Below are 16,192 nucleotides of genomic sequence, written 5' to 3'. Positions count from 1 at the left end.
TTTTTGAGCATGTTTAATCGGTTTACTGAACATATAGAAAGTAATTTTCCATTTCTAAAAAAAGGAAAACTTCTAATAGCTATTTCTGGCGGACTGGATAGTGTGGGGCTTACACATTTATGTCATCAGTTGAAGCTGAAAATCAGTTTGGCCCATTGTAATTTTAACTTAAGGGGAGCTGAAAGTGACGCTGATGAAGAATTTGTTTTGAATTTAGCTGAAAATTTGGATGTAGAAGTTTTTGTTGAAAGTTTTGATACGGAAAGCTATGCTAAAGATCGTAAGTTATCTATTCAAATGGCTGCACGTGAATTGCGCTACAAATGGTTTACTGAATTAGCCGAGCAATTGCATTACGACTATATTCTTACAGCACACCATGCCGATGATAATCTGGAAACCTTCCTTATTAATTTATCACGTGGGACGGGTTTGGATGGATTAGTAGGAATTCCTGAACTCAATGATAGTATTGCTCGGCCATTAATGCCATTTTCGCGAGATGATATTTTACATTACGCACAACAGCATAAAATAAAATGGCGAGAGGATAGTAGTAATGCTTCAACTAAATATTTGCGGAATAAATTGCGGCACGATGTTATTCCAGTTTTAAAGGAATTAAATCCAAAGTTGCTCCAAAATTTTAATAAAACCCAAAACCATCTTCAAGATTCAAAAACGATATTAGAAGATGCTATTTTGCGATTTCAAAAAAAAGTAGTTACAATTGATGGTGAGCATATTGTATTGGATATTAAAAAAATCAAAAAGTTTTCTGAACCGAAAGCCTATCTCTATGAATTGCTAAAAGATTTTGGTTTTACCGAGTGGGATGATGTTTATAATTTACTCGATGCACAATCTGGTAAATTTGTGAAATCAGAATTATACAGATTAATTAAGGATAGACAATGCTTAATATTAACGCCTTTAAATGCTGATGAGTTTTTTAAGCCTATTTTGGTTTCAAATAACGATGTATTAGTTTTAACAAGTTTGGGCAAGTTATCACTTCAAGAGGTGGACGTCGAGAATTCAATGAATTCTTCTGCAATTTTTGTTGATAAAGATTTGTTAAAATATCCGTTAACAGTAAGAAAATGGAAAAAAGGCGACTATTTTTACCCATTTGGAATGACAGGGAAAAAGAAGTTAAGTAAGTTTTTCAAGGATGAAAAATGGTCGTTGCCAGAAAAAGAAGAGGCTTTGCTGTTAGTTTCAAATAACGATGAAATTATTTGGATTCTAAATAGCCGCATGGATAACAGATTTAAACTAACTAACAATACAAAAACGATATTAAAAATAGAACTAACCCAATGAAGCATTTAATTACCTTATGTGTCGCTTTTTTATTTTTCAATTCACTTTCAGCACAACTGCAGCCTGTAAAATGGACAGCCGAAGCTGAAAAAATATCCGATACCGAATACAACATAGTATATAGTGCTATTATTGATGACCATTGGCATTTATATTCGCAGCACTTGCCAGAAGGAGGCGCAATTCCAACCGAGTTTACATACGATGAAGATGTTTTAGGAAAAGATTTTAAACTTGTAGGAGAGGCAGAAGAAAGTGAGAGTATTACCAAGTTTGATAAGGTTTTTGAAATGGATTTAACCTTTTTTGATTATTCGGCTACGTTTACTCAAAAAATTGAAGTGCTAAATCCTGAATTATCAACTATTACTAGTGAAGTTGATTTTCAAGCATGCGATGATAAACAATGTATTTTTGATAGTCAGATTTTTAATATTCAATTGCCAAATGCTGTCCAAGATAATTCAAATAAAGATTCGCAAATATTTGAGCCTGTTACGTGGACTTCAAAAGCCAAGAAATTATCAGACGACGAATACGAAGTGGAGTATATTGCAAGTATTGAGCCAGGTTGGCACTTGTATTCACAATATTTAGAACGTGAAGATGGACCTATAGCAACAGCGTTTAGTTTCAACGAAAAAGTTGGTTATACTGTAATAGGGAAAACAACCGAACCAGAAACAAAGGCTATATTCGACCCTGTGTTTGATATGAATATCAAGTACTTTTCCAATGAAGCTAGGTTTGTTCAAAAAATCAAATTAACCGACACGGATTTAAAAACCATTCCAGCTGAAGTGTTTTTTATGGTTTGTGATGATTCCAGGTGTTTGCCTCCAAATACCGTAACGTTTTATACGCCAATAGATGGTAGTTTAAGCACCTTGAAAACAGACGTTGTTGTTGATGAAAAAAGTCAAGCGCTTTCTGAAGCCCTAAACTTAAATGTAACGGGTTGGGATAATTTTGAAGCCGAAGAAGTTAAGGAAAAAAGTAACTTTATGATTTTTCTGTTAGGCTTTTTAGGCGGTTTAATTGCCTTGTTAACACCTTGTGTGTTTCCTATGATTCCGCTTACGGTATCATTTTTTACTAAAAGTTCGGGTGACGGTAAAAAGGGATTGGCAAATGCCATGCTTTATGGATTCTTTATTTTTCTAATTTACTTTTTATTGAGTTTGCCATTTCATGTGTTAGATTCTTTAGACCCTGAAATTCTAAACAACGTATCTACAAATGTTACCCTAAACATTATTTTCTTTGTAATTTTCATTGCTTTTGCTTTTTCGTTCTTTGGGTATTACGAGCTAACCTTACCAGCATCATGGAGTAATGCACTGGATTCGAAAGCTAATAAAATTGGTGGTTGGATTGGTGTCTTTTTTATGGCTTTAACCTTGGCAATTGTCTCGTTTTCGTGTACGGGTCCAATACTGGGAACACTTTTAGGAAGCTCATTGTCCAGCGATGGTGGCGCAACGCAACTAACACTTGGTATGAGTGGATTTGGACTTGCTTTGGCTTTACCTTTTACTTTGTTTGCTATGTTTCCAAAATGGTTGAATTCGTTACCAAAATCGGGAGGATGGTTAAATACCGTAAAAGTAGTTTTAGGATTTATTGAATTAGCATTGGCCTTAAAATTCCTATCTAATGCCGATTTAGTAGAGCATTGGGGATTATTGAAACGTGAAGTGTTTATTGGTCTGTGGATTATTATAGGAATTGGCTTATTACTGTATTTGTTAGGGAAGATTAGATTTCCACACGATGGTCCTTTCCAGAAAATAAGTTTTAGTAAATGGAGTTTTATAGTTTTGGTATTTGCCTTTGTGGTGTATTTATTACCAGGTCTAACAAACACCAAATATGCTAATTTAGAGTTGTTGAGTGGTTTTCCACCACCAATGTTCTATAGTCTTTACGAAAAGGAATCAGAATGTCCTTTAGGATTAAATTGCTACAAGGATTTAGAATCGGGTATCGAAGCAGCCAAAGCAGAAAACAAGCCTATTATGTTAGATTTTACAGGTTGGGCCTGTGTGAATTGTCGTAAAATGGAAGAGCAGGTCTGGAGTCAAGATAGAGTGTACGATATTTTAAATGAAGACTACATAATCATCTCATTATATGTAGATGACAGAAAATTGTTGCCTGAAGACGAACAGTTTAAGTTTAAGAAAGCCAATGGAACTTTAAAAAGTATAAAAACTATTGGAGACAAGTGGGCAACCTTGCAAACTTTAAATTTTAAGAACAACTCGCAACCATATTATGTGCTTCTTAACCATGACATGGAATTATTAAACCGTACAACAGCTTACACACCTGATGCAGATGAATACTACGAATGGTTGATTAAAGGTTTGGAACGATTTGAAGAATAGCTTTTGGAGATATTAGGACAAATAGTTGATATTCCTAATCGCAGAATATACTCTGGCGAGCTTACTATTGCTAATGGTAAGATTTCTGAAATTAAAGAGAAATCACATAATGTCAAAAACTTTATTCTACCTGGTTTTGTAGATGCCCATATTCACATAGAAAGTTCTATGTTAGTGCCAAGTGAGTTTGCTAGAATAGCTGTAAAGCATGGTACGGTAGCTACGGTTTCAGACCCTCATGAAATAGCCAATGTTTTAGGAGTTGAAGGCGTGGAGTTTATGATTAAGAATGGTAAACAAACCCCTTTTAAATTTAATTTTGGAGCGCCTTCTTGCGTTCCTGCTACCAGTTTTGAATCTGCTGGTGCAGTTATAGATTCAGACGGCATTAAAACCCTTATGGCAAATCCAGATATTAAATATCTAGCCGAAATGATGAATTATCCAGGAGTTATTTATGGTGACCAGGAAGTTTTTAAAAAAATAGCTTGGGCAAAACATTATAATAAACCCATTGATGGACATGCACCTGGACTACGTGGTAACGACCTAACAAAATATATTCAAGCAGGTATCTCCACAGATCATGAATGCTTTACCTACGATGAAGGTTTGGAAAAACTTCAAAAAGGTATGAAGGTGTTGATTCGAGAGGGTAGTGCAGCTAAAAATTTTGAAGCCTTAATTGATTTGTTGCCAGAGTACTCTGGCAATATGATGTTTTGTAGTGATGATAAACATCCAGACGATTTATTATTAGGTCATATTAATCAATTATGTGCAAGGGCAGTGGACAAAGGCATAGATGTTTTTAAGGTACTTCAAGCAGCTTGTGTCAATCCAGTTGAACATTACAAATTGGATGTTGGGCAACTAAAGGTTGGTGATCTAGCTGATTGTATTGTAGTTGAAGATTTAAAGAACTTTAAAACGCTACAAACCTATATTAATGGTGAATTGGTTTTTGATGAGGGTGAATCCAAAATATCGTCAACCCCTTTTGAGATTCTTAATAATTTCAATACGAACAAAAAGCAAGTTTCAGATTTCAGAATTGAATCTTCTATTGAAAGAATACGAGTTATTGAAGCTCTAGAGGGACAACTCATTACAAACGAAATTATAGCAAGTGCTCTAGTACTAGACGGAAATTTAATTTCCGATATTGAAAACGATATTTTAAAAATGACCGTTGTTAATCGTTATAACAACGAACCTCCAGCATTAGCTTTTATCAAGAATTTTGGTTTAAAAGAAGGCGCAATTGCCAGTTCGGTTGGGCATGACTCACATAACATAATAGCTGTTGGTGTTTCTGATGAGGCTATTTGTAAAGCTGTTAATATAATTATAGAACATAAAGGAGGCATCTGTGCGGTTTCCGATAATCAAACGGAAATAGTTCCATTGCCTGTAGCAGGTATAATAAGTGACCAAGATGCTGAAACTATAGGAAAGCGATATGCAGAATTAGACCGTATGGCAAAACAATTGGGAAGTACTTTGAAAGCTCCGTATATGACCTTAAGCTTTATGGCTTTATTGGTTATTCCGTCCTTGAAATTGAGTGATAAAGGATTGTTTGATGGTAATGTATTTCAATTTACACCATTAGAAGTTTAAATATGCCGATAGTTCAATCAGACTATAAAACACCTATGTTTTTTAGAAACGGTTTTGTTTCTACTGTCTATTCAGGATTAATAAGACGTGTAAATGGCATCATACAAAAACGTGAACGTATAACACTTCCCGATGGTGATTTTTTAGATTTGGATTGGAGTTTTGCTGAAGAACAAACGACATCTAGGTTAATTATAGTGCTTCACGGACTGGAAGGTAATGCCCAAAGACCTTACATGACCGGAACGGCCAAATTATTCAACAAAAACGGTTTTGATGCTGTTTGTGTAAATTTTAGAGGTTGTAGTGGTGAACCTAATTTAAAATATCGTTCTTATCATTCTGGTGCAACGGAAGATTTAGAGGCAATAGTCAATTATATTTTAGAAACCCAAAAGTATTCAGAAATTTATTTAAAAGGGTTTAGTCTTGGTGGCAATATGCTATTAAAATATTTGGGAGAGCGAGACAACGTTCCAAATGAAGTTAAAGCCGGAATTGCTGTTTCTGTACCCTGTGATTTGCACGGCTCGTGTAAAGAACTGCATACCCTAAAAAATAAGCCATATCATGATAGGTTTAAGGCACATCTTGTTAGTAGATTAAAAACCAAACAAAAGCAACACGCTGATATACTGAAAATTGAAGACATAAAGTCAATTAAAACTTTAATAGATTTTGACCACGTTTACACATCAAGAGCACATGGTTTTATAGACGCTTTCGATTATTATAAGCAATCAAGTAGCCTTCAATTTTTATCAAACATTAAAACAAAAACTTTAATTATAAATGCCTTAAACGATTCTTTTTTATCACCAGAATGTTATCCTGTAAAAGAGGCAAAAAACAATGAAAATCTATTTTTAGAAATGCCAAAGCATGGTGGTCATGTAGGTTTTCATTTGTTTGGTGAGTATTATTACAATGAAAAGCGAGCCTTGCAATTCTTTACCAATTCGTAATGAAATTGATTTCATCAATAGAATAAAAAGCAGTATATTTCATACTGTTTTTAAATTAACTTAACTAACTATTTAACCAATGACAGATCAAGAAATAGCTAAAGACATTCAGCTAGAACATATTAGTAAAATTGCCGAAAAATTAGGTTTAAATGTTGATGATATTGACATGTACGGAAAGTACAAAGCCAAATTACCACAATCAATTATTGATAATGAAAAAGTAAAACAAAGCAATCTTGTTTTGGTTACTGCCATTTCGCCAACACCTGCTGGAGAAGGTAAGACAACCATGTCTATTGGTCTATCTGAAGGGTTAAATCAATTAGGTAAACAAACTACTGTGGTTTTAAGAGAACCATCTCTTGGGCCAGTTTTCGGAATTAAAGGAGGGGCAACAGGTGGTGGTTATTCGCAAGTACTACCAATGGAAGACATTAATCTGCATTTTACTGGTGACTTTTCAGCTATAGAGAAAGCTCACAATTTATTATCAGCTGTAATTGATAATAATATTCAAAGTAAAACCAATTCTGTTGGATTAGATCCAAGAACGGTTACATGGAAACGTGTTATGGATATGAACGATCGTTCACTGCGAAATATTGTTATTGGATTAGGAGGAACAACTTCTGGTGTTCCTAGAGAAACAGGTTTTGACATTACAGCAGCTTCTGAAATCATGGCCATTCTGTGTCTTTCAGATGATTTGGAAAATTTAAAGGAACGATTAGGAAATATATTTATTGGTTACACTAAAGACCGTGAACCTATTTATTGTAAAGACCTCAAGGTACAAGGTGCTATGGCAGCTCTTTTAAAAGAAGCTATCAAACCTAACTTGGTTCAAACCATAGAAGGTAATCCCGCTATTATTCATGGTGGTCCGTTTGCTAATATAGCACAAGGAACAAATTCTGTAATAGCTACTAGAATGGGAATGTCCCTTTCTGATTATACCGTTACTGAAGCTGGTTTCGGTGCCGATTTAGGTGCTGAAAAGTTTTTAGATATTAAATGCCAAAGCGCAGGCTTATCACCAAAAGCAGTAGTATTAACCACAACAATTCGAGCACTTAAATATCATGGTGGAGCCGATTTAAAAAATCTTACCGAAGAAAATGTAGAAGCTTTAAAAAATGGTTTACCCAACCTTGAAAAGCACATTGAAAATGTGAAACAATTTGGAATTACACCTGTTATTGCTATTAATAAATTTGTTTCTGATACAGATGCTGAAATAACCGTTATTCAAGAGTTTGCTAAATCACAGAGTATTAGAGTGGCTGTTGCCGAAGTTTGGGCAAAAGGTGGCAAAGGAGCATTAGATTTGGCACAACATGTTGTTGATATTGTTGAAGAAGGTTCTTCTCAATTTAAACCATTATACAATTGGGATATGTCTGTAGAAGATAAAATTAATACCATTGCTACAAAAATTTATGGAGCTGATGATGTTGAGTATGCAGCATTAGCCAAGAGAAACTTAAGAACTATAGCCAATTTAGGTCTTGAAAAATTGCCAATTTGTATGGCAAAAACCCAGAAATCACTTTCTGATGACCCCAAGCTTTTAGGACGACCAAAAGGTTTTACCATAACAGTTAGAGAAATTGAGATTGCAAGAGGTGCTGGATTTTTAATACCTATTACTGGAGATATGATGCGTATGCCTGGACTTCCTGCTCACCCAGCATCAGAGAAAATTAGTATAGATAACGACGGTAATATTTCAGGATTATTCTAAATCCTCAATTTCAAAAAAGGCTTTAACACAATCATGATGTCTTTTTCGTTAACTTTATATAATTTACGAACTATAGGTTTATAAGCATGGCTACACGCAAATACGAAGGTAAAAAGTTTGATAAAGTATCTGTAGACAAAACTATAGATAGTCTTACTGTTGAAGAAGCTTTACAAATTAATATTAATAATGAACCTTTTACGGTATCTATGCGCACGCCAGGTGATGATGCCAGTTTAGTACGTGGTCTACTGCATTCTGAAGATTTAATTACAGATGTAGCTTATAGTCCTGAATTAATTTTGAAAAAAGAAAACGATAACGGTGTTGTTACCATTGTTAATTTAGATATACCTAAAGACAAATTAGGGGATGGCTATGCTAATAGCAGAAGTTTGTTGTCGGTATCTTCATGTGGAATTTGTGGAAAAACCGAATTAAACGATTTGGCATTTATAGGTAAAACCATAGACGACAATAAAAAGATAGATATCTCCATAATCCATCAACTTTTTGATAAAATGAAAGTTAAACAGCATGCTTTCAACAAGTCTGGAGGTACGCACGCAGCAGCAGCTTTTACTATTGAAGGTGAATTATTATGCTCTATGGAAGACATTGGCAGGCATAATGCTGTTGACAAAATAGTTGGAAAACTAATAAATTCCAATCAATTAAAAGAAGCTAAAATCATGACAGTTAGTGGTCGAATTTCATATGAGATTATTATTAAATGTTTTAAAGCTAGAATACCTTTTTTAGCCGCAGTATCTGCGCCTTCTTCGTTAGCTGTAGATTATGCTAAAGAGTTGGGTATAACCTTATTTGCATTTTGTAGGGATGAACGTGCCACATGTTATTCGCATCCTGAACGTACCAAGAATTATACAACAAAAACTAAAGTGAGTTAAAAATATATGTCAGATAATTTAAGTGAATTATTAGGAAGAAAAGGTGTAAATGAAAGCCTGTTTGATAAGTTGGGCAATTTAGCCAAACCCGAAGGTGCGCCAAGTGAAGAAGCTATGGCCAAATTGGCTGATGACTTTCTTATAGGTAAAGCTAATGCTTTTGGAACGGCAAGTTTTTACGATTTCTTGAAACCAGAAAACAAAGACAAAAAAGCTTATGTCTGTAACGGTACGGCTTGTGTTTGCGCTGGCACTCAAGAGCAAGTTATTGATTCGCTTAAAAATCATTTTGAAGCTGATGAAATAGGCCACATGACTTGCTTAGGACGTTGTCATGAGAATTCAGCGTTTCATTATAATGGAAAAAATTATTCTGGCGATGCTTTAAATAAGCTGGATAAAATTTTAGATTCTGATTCAAACTTAAATCAAGATAATTATATCGTCAAGGCAAGTGGGAAACAAATATTAACCAAGCCGTTTACCAATGTTAATGATTATTATCAGCCATTTTTAGAAGCACTTAGGCAAGATTCTGCTGATGTTTTAGAAGAAATCAAAACCTCAAATGTTCGTGGTCGTGGCGGAGCAGGATTTCCAATGGGAATGAAATTACAGTTTTGCCGTAATGTAGAAAACGATACTAAATTTATAATTTGTAATGCAGACGAAGGTGATCCAGGAGCATATTCCGATCGTTATTTATTGGAACACCAACCACACTCGGTGTTATTTGGAATGCTAATTTCTGGCTATGTTACACACGCTAATTACGGTATTCTATACATCAGAGCAGAATATCCAGAATCGGTAGAAATTGTTCAAAAGGCTATCGATGCAATTCAAGAAGCTGGACTTATAGGTGAAAATATTCAAGGTAGTGGCTTTAATTTTCAGTTTAAAATTATTCAAGCTCAAGGCTCATACATTTGTGGAGAGGAAACTGCATTAATCAATTCCATTGAAGGTCAACGTCCTGAAGTGCGAGTAAGACCACCATTTCCAGCACAAAAAGGACTGTTCAACAAGCCAACAACAGTAAATAATGTTGAGACTTTGGCTGCTTTGCATTATATTATTTCAAACGGTGGTCAAGCATGGAAAGACATTGGTACCGAGCGTTCATCTGGAACAAAATTGGTATCGCTTGATAGCTTTTTTAATAATCCTGGAATGTACGAAGTTGAAATGGGTACACCTCTATCTACAGTTGTTAATGACCTAGGAGGAGGATTTAAAACGGATATTAAAGCGTTACAAATTGGTGGTCCTTTAGGTGGATTAGTTCCTATTTCAAAAATTAAGGATTTAACTCTCGATTTTGAATCCTTTTCAAAAGAAGGATTTTTGCTCGGTCATGCTTCTGTTGTTTCTGTTCCAACTGACTACCCAATAATGAAATTCATTGAGCATTTATTTGATTTTGCAGCTTATGAAAGTTGTGGTAAGTGTTTCCCTTGTCGATTAGGTACAAAACGAGGTCATGAACTAGCCGAAAAAGCCTTGAAAACAGATTATAAAATTGATAAAAAACTGTTTGCAGATTTGTTAACGACTCTAGAGGAAGGATCGTTGTGTGCTCATGGTGGTGGTATTCCTTTGCCAGTTAGAAATGCTTTGCAATATTTTGAAGATGAATTAAAACCGTATTTTAATTAGACGATTATGAATAAAATAGCCTATATAGATAATCAGGAATTTGAAATCGTAGAAGGTGAGACCATGCTGTCCTTCATACGTCGTTATAAAGAAAAACATGTAGTTCCAACACTTTGTGATGCACCTAATTTAGATCCTTTTGGGTCTTGTCGTGTTTGTAGTGTAGAAGTGGCTTTGGAAGAAAATGGACCAGTAAAAACCATGGCTTCCTGTCATTCACCTGTTGTTGAAGGTCAATATATTTATACCAGCACAGAAGCGGTAAAAGCACTTCGCAAAAATATTATTGAATTGGTTTTAACCGATCATCCCTTAGACTGTTTAACCTGTGAAGTTAATGGTAATTGCGAATTACAAACAGTTGCAGCACAAGTTGGTATTAGAAAAGTACGTTACCCTGAAGGTGATAATCATTTATCTAGAGAAAAAGATTTAAGTCATCCTTACATGACTTCAGATTTATCCAAATGTATTAATTGTTACCGTTGTGTTCGCGCTTGTGATGAAGTTCAAGGTGAGTTTGTTTTAAGCATGTCAGGACGTGGTTTCGATTCCAAAATTATTAAGGGATTTGATGATTCGTTTATGGATTCAGACTGCGTGAGTTGTGGCGCATGTTCACAAGCATGTCCAACATCTGCAATTTCAGATGTATTTCAGTCGAAAGCTATTTGGGCTACTGACACGACTCGTACTATTTGCACGTATTGTGGTGTGGGTTGTAATTTGGAAGTTTCAACTCATAATGGAGAAATTTTGAGTATTCAAGCACCTTATGACGCTGAAGTCAATCAAGGTCATACCTGTTTAAAAGGACGTTATGCATTTAAATTTTACGATCATCCAGAACGCCTTAATTCTCCTATGATTAAACGAAATGGTGAATTTGAAAAGGTGTCGTGGGATGAAGTTTACGATTACATAGCTGAAAAATTAACTGGTTTCAAAGAAGAGTTTGGACCAGATTCCATGGCTGGAATTTCGTCTTCACGTTGCACAAACGAAGAAAATTATTTAATGCAGAAGTTTTTCCGCGCTGTTATTAATACGAATAATATTGATGGTTGTGCACGAGTATGTCACTCACCAACAGCTTTGGGTATGCAACGTACGTTTGGCACAGGGGCTGCAACTAATTCCATTGACGATTTAAAAGATACCAATTGTATTATGGTTATTGGAGCCAATCCAACAGACGCGCATCCTGTTACTGGAGCTAAATTAAAGCAGTTCGCCATGAAATCGGATAATGTAACTATTGTTTTAGATCCAAGACGAACAGAATTAGCCAGATATGCAGACCATTACATCGCATTAAGACCAGGAACTAACGTTGCTGTCTTGAATATGATGATGTACTACATTATAACAGAAAACCTTGTTGATACTAGTTTTATTGAAAATAGAACTGAAGGTTTTGAAGATTTTAAGAAGGAATTATTAGCTATAGATTTAGATAAAATTGAAGAAGTTTCAGGAGTGACTAGAGAGGAGGTTAGAGCGGCTGCAATAGCTTATGCTTCGGCACCAAATGCTATGTCGTTTCATGGATTAGGAGTTACCGAACATTCGCAAGGTACATTTACAGTTATGCAAATAGCTGACTTGGCCTTAATGACAGGAAATATTGGTAGACGTGGAGTAGGAGTAAATCCTTTACGTGGTCAAAACAATGTTCAAGGTTCTGCAGATATGGGTGTACAACCACATCAAGGAGCTGGATATCTAGACGTCACTAATGATGAAGTTAACAAAAAGTACAATCAATTTTACGGTGTTGATGTGCCAAAACACATTGGTTATAAAATTCCTGAAATGTTCGATGCGGCCCTTGACGGTAAACTAAAAGCTATATGGATAATAGGTGAAGATGTTGTACAAACCGATCCTAATACACAAAAAGTAATTAAGGCATTGCAATCAACAGATTTAGTAATAGTACAAGAATTATTCATGACAGAAACGGCCAAATATGCCGATGTTATTTTGCCAGGAGCATCATTCCTAGAAAAATCAGGAACCTTCACCAATGGTGAGCGTCGTGTGCAAGCTGTTCGTCAAGTAGTTGAGCCTATTGAAGGTTCAAAACCAGATGGGCAAATAATTGTTGATATTATGAATAGAATGGGTTATGCACAACCAAATTATACTCCAGATGGTATGCTAGAAGAAATATCTCAAATAGTGCCTTTCTTTGCAGGTATTAAATGGGAGCGATTAGGAAAGAATGGATTGCAATGGCCTGTTGCTCCAGATGGAACAGATACACAAATTTTGCACCAAACAGAATTCAAGAGAGGTTTAGGTAAATTTGAATTCAATCCTTGGGAAGAAACGGTTGAATTAAAAGAACACGCTAAAGATTATCCATACATCCTAACCACAAATAGAGAACTAGAGCATTATAATTGTGGTGCCATGACCAGACGTACAGCCAATGAACAAATCCTTCAAGACGATTATTTGATGATACATCCTAACGATGCCAATACCCATTTAATTAATGAAGGAGACTATGTCTGTTTAGAATCACCTCGTGGTAAGGTGGATGTTAAGGCTCGAATCACAGATGAGGTAAAACCAGGCATTTTAAGTACAACGTTCCATTTCCCAGATATTATGATTAATAATATTACGGGAGATGTCCATGATAGCGAGGCTATGTGTCCAGAATATAAAGTGGTCGCTGTTCGTATTAGAAAGAGTAAAGGCAAATATAAAAAGGAACTAATATAGAACTCACTAATTATAATTATTCGTTAAAAAAAATATTGGGTTTATAATTTTCGTATCTTGAAGAGATTCCAAATCAAACGTTGAATTTCTTACGAATTAAACTCATATTTTATGCCAACATATAATCTTAAAGTTAACGGTAAACTTCATACCGTTGAAGTAGAATCTGATACACCACTACTATGGGTTTTACGAGACCATATAAACCTTGTTGGGACCAAATTTGGATGCGGAATTGCACAATGTGGTGCTTGTACTGTTCATATTGATGGTGTTGCCACAAGAAGCTGCGTAACGACAGTTTCACGCTTACAAAATTCAGAAATAGTGACTATCGAAGGTCTTTCAGAAAATGGTGATCATCCTGTGCAAGAAGCTTGGAAAGAAATTGATGTACCGCAATGTGGTTATTGTCAAGCTGGACAAATTATGACAGCTTCAGCATTTCTAGAAAGTAATCCAAACCCAAATAAATCTGAAATTAGAAGCGCCATGCAAGGTAATTTATGTAGATGTGCCTCTTACAACAGTATAGAAAAGGCCATTGAAGTAGCGGCTAATAAAATTAAATAAATTACATCCACATGAAAAAATCAAACCAAATACAATTTAGTAGAAGAGCGTTTATTAGAACTTCAGCGCTAGCCAGTGGTGGTATGCTTATTGGATTCAATTTATTTACAGCTTGTAAAGATGATGTGGCACCTCCTAAAGACTTAATAGATTTGAGCCAACTTAATTACAATGATTTTAATGCTTTTATAAGAATTTCAGATGAAGGCAAAGTAACCATTTACGCACCAAATCCTGAAATTGGTCAAGGCGTAAAAACATCTATGCCAATGCTTATTGCAGAAGAATTAGAAGTAGCATGGGAAGATGTACATGTGGTTCAAGCATCTTTAGACACTAAAAACTTTACACGTCAACTAGCAGGAGGTAGTCAGTCTTTAAGACAAGGCTGGAAACCATTACGAGAAACTGGAGCTACAGCAAAACAGATGTTAGTTAATGCAGCCGCAGCTAAATGGGGAATTGACGTTTCTGAATGTTCGGTAAAAAATGGTGTAATCTCCAATCCAAATGGAGAGACTTTGCATTATGGACAAGTTGTTAATGAGGCAGCTTTATTGGAAGTTCCCGAAAAAGTAACATTAAAAGACCCTAAAGATTTTAATATTATTGGTCAAGGTAAAAGCAACGTCGATATTGATGAGATTATTACTGGAAAACCGTTGTTTGGTTTAGACTATAAAGAAGAAGGCATGGTGTATGCCTGTGTATTAAGACCACCAGCTTTTGGTCAAACTTTAAAATCGTTTGATGATTCTGCAACTAAACAAGTTAATGGAGTTATAGATGTAATAACAATAGGTGACAAAGCAAGAAAATATTTAAGCCAAACAGAATTTAATCCTGCATACCATTGGACTGTAAAATTAAGTGATAGTGATAAAGTTGTGGTAATTGCTAATTCTACTTGGGCGGCATTAAAAGGTAAAAGAGCCCTTAAGGCTTCATGGGAAGATACCAGTCAGCTTGAGAGTTCAGAATATCATAGTCAAGAATTAACAAAAGTGATTGAAGGAGAGGAATTCAATACATTACGTGAAGATGGTAATATAAAACAAGCGTTTTCAAGAGCAGACAATATTTTAGAGCGCACTTATGAGTCAACATTTTTGCCTCATAATTGTTTAGAACCAATGAATTTCTTTGCCAATGTAACAGATGAGAAAGTACATTTGGTTGGTCCAATCCAAACACCAGAAGCAGCAGCATACGTTGTGTCTTCTATATTAGAGCGTGATTTAGATGATGTTCATGTAGATATGACACGAATGGGAGGTGGTTTTGGAAGGCGTTTATATGGCGATTTTGTATATGAAGCGGCTGAAATTTCTGATGCTATAAGAAAACCAGTGAAAGTCATTTCTTCTCGTGAAGATGATATGACAACTGGTATTTATCGTCCCCCTACAAAGTATAAGTTTTTAGCATCAATAAAAGATAGTAGAGTAACAGGTTATCATTTAAAGGAAGCTTGTATTAATGGAAATAGTTGGCCTTCCATGTCAAATTTCTTTCCGGCTGGAGCTATTGAGAATTATAAATATGATATAGCACAAGTTACAAGTAATATAACAGCTGGTGCTTGGCGCGCACCAATCACTAATTTTTTAGCTAGTGCTGAACAAAGTTTTTTTGATGAATTAGCTGAGGAACTTAAAATTGACCGTATACAATTACATAAAGACTTATTGAAAAATGTAAAAGGAACAACAGATGAACGCATTCAATACAGCCCAGAACGACTTGAAGGTGTAATTGAGCTTGTAGTTGACAAATCGAACTGGGGAAAAACTCCAGAAGATATTTATCAAGGTTTTGCGGTTTATTATTGCCATAACACACATGTGGCTGAAGTTGCAGATATTAAAATGGAAAATGGATATCCTGTTGTTAAAAAGGTCACGGTTGCTGTAGATTGTGGCGTAGTGGTTAATCCACTTGGGGCGCAAAATCAGGTGGTTGGAGGTGTTATTGATGGTTTAGGTCACATGATGTATGGCGAATTAACTTTTAAAGATGGCGTACCGCAATCCAATAATTTTAATTCCTATCAGCTTATTCGAATTAATCAAACACCACATGTTGATGTGCATTTTATTAAGAGTGATATTGCTCCTACAGGATTAGGTGAACCTACATTGCCTCCTGTTGGTGCTGCAGTTGCTAATGCGATATATGCTGCTACAGGTCAAAGACTTTATAAGCAACCATTTATGAAATATTTTAAGCCAGAAGCCTTAAAAGCTTAATAGCATTTTCATT

Annotated in this window: 10 protein-coding genes; all 10 read left to right on the top strand. The window is 35.3% G+C overall.

From position 1 onward, the window contains the following. Positions 1-9 precede the first annotated feature (9 nt). Positions 10-1,326: a tRNA lysidine(34) synthetase TilS gene (tilS, locus tag MTX13_RS13860; RefSeq protein ID WP_250437030.1), complete on the top strand. Its 1,317-nt coding sequence runs from the start codon at positions 10-12 to the stop codon at positions 1,324-1,326. Next, a complete protein-coding gene (locus MTX13_RS13855) occupies positions 1,323-3,716 on the top strand; it encodes a protein-disulfide reductase DsbD family protein (RefSeq protein WP_250437015.1) in 2,394 nt (797 codons plus the stop codon). Before tilS ends, MTX13_RS13855 begins: the two co-directional genes overlap by 4 nt. A gap of 3 nt (positions 3,717-3,719) precedes the next feature. Then, the gene (gene ade / locus MTX13_RS13850; RefSeq protein WP_250437013.1) at positions 3,720-5,339 is read left to right on the top strand and encodes an adenine deaminase; all 1,620 of its coding nucleotides are present in this window, start codon (positions 3,720-3,722) and stop codon (positions 5,337-5,339) included. Between the two features lie 2 nt (positions 5,340-5,341). Continuing rightward, on the top strand, positions 5,342-6,304 hold the full coding sequence (locus MTX13_RS13845; RefSeq protein WP_250437011.1) for a YheT family hydrolase: 963 nt from the start codon (positions 5,342-5,344) through the stop codon (positions 6,302-6,304). A 79-nt stretch (positions 6,305-6,383) separates the two neighbouring features. Further along, positions 6,384-8,051 (top strand): formate--tetrahydrofolate ligase, encoded by a 1,668-nt coding sequence (locus MTX13_RS13840; RefSeq protein WP_250437009.1) that lies wholly within the window; start codon positions 6,384-6,386, stop codon positions 8,049-8,051. A gap of 86 nt (positions 8,052-8,137) precedes the next feature. Next, on the top strand, positions 8,138-8,962 hold the full coding sequence (gene fdhD / locus MTX13_RS13835; protein WP_250436993.1) for a formate dehydrogenase accessory sulfurtransferase FdhD: 825 nt from the start codon (positions 8,138-8,140) through the stop codon (positions 8,960-8,962). A 6-nt stretch (positions 8,963-8,968) separates the two neighbouring features. Next, positions 8,969-10,621 (top strand): NADH-ubiquinone oxidoreductase-F iron-sulfur binding region domain-containing protein, encoded by a 1,653-nt coding sequence (locus MTX13_RS13830; RefSeq protein WP_250436984.1) that lies wholly within the window; start codon positions 8,969-8,971, stop codon positions 10,619-10,621. Positions 10,622-10,627: 6 nt separating this feature from the next. Continuing rightward, positions 10,628-13,357 carry a formate dehydrogenase subunit alpha gene (gene fdhF / locus MTX13_RS13825; RefSeq protein ID WP_250436983.1) on the top strand — a complete coding sequence of 910 codons (2,730 nt, stop codon included), beginning with the start codon at positions 10,628-10,630 and terminating at the stop codon, positions 13,355-13,357. A gap of 111 nt (positions 13,358-13,468) precedes the next feature. After that, positions 13,469-13,930 (top strand): (2Fe-2S)-binding protein, encoded by a 462-nt coding sequence (locus MTX13_RS13820; RefSeq protein ID WP_250436981.1) that lies wholly within the window; start codon positions 13,469-13,471, stop codon positions 13,928-13,930. 11 nt (positions 13,931-13,941) lie between these two features. Next, positions 13,942-16,179: a xanthine dehydrogenase family protein molybdopterin-binding subunit gene (locus tag MTX13_RS13815; protein WP_250436974.1), complete on the top strand. Its 2,238-nt coding sequence runs from the start codon at positions 13,942-13,944 to the stop codon at positions 16,177-16,179. Positions 16,180-16,192: the final 13 nt, after the last annotated feature.

This window comes from Hanstruepera flava, from assembly GCF_023634025.1.
In the GTDB taxonomy this organism is placed as follows: domain Bacteria; phylum Bacteroidota; class Bacteroidia; order Flavobacteriales; family Flavobacteriaceae; genus Hanstruepera; species Hanstruepera flava.
This window is presented reverse-complemented; position numbering and strand designations above follow the sequence as displayed.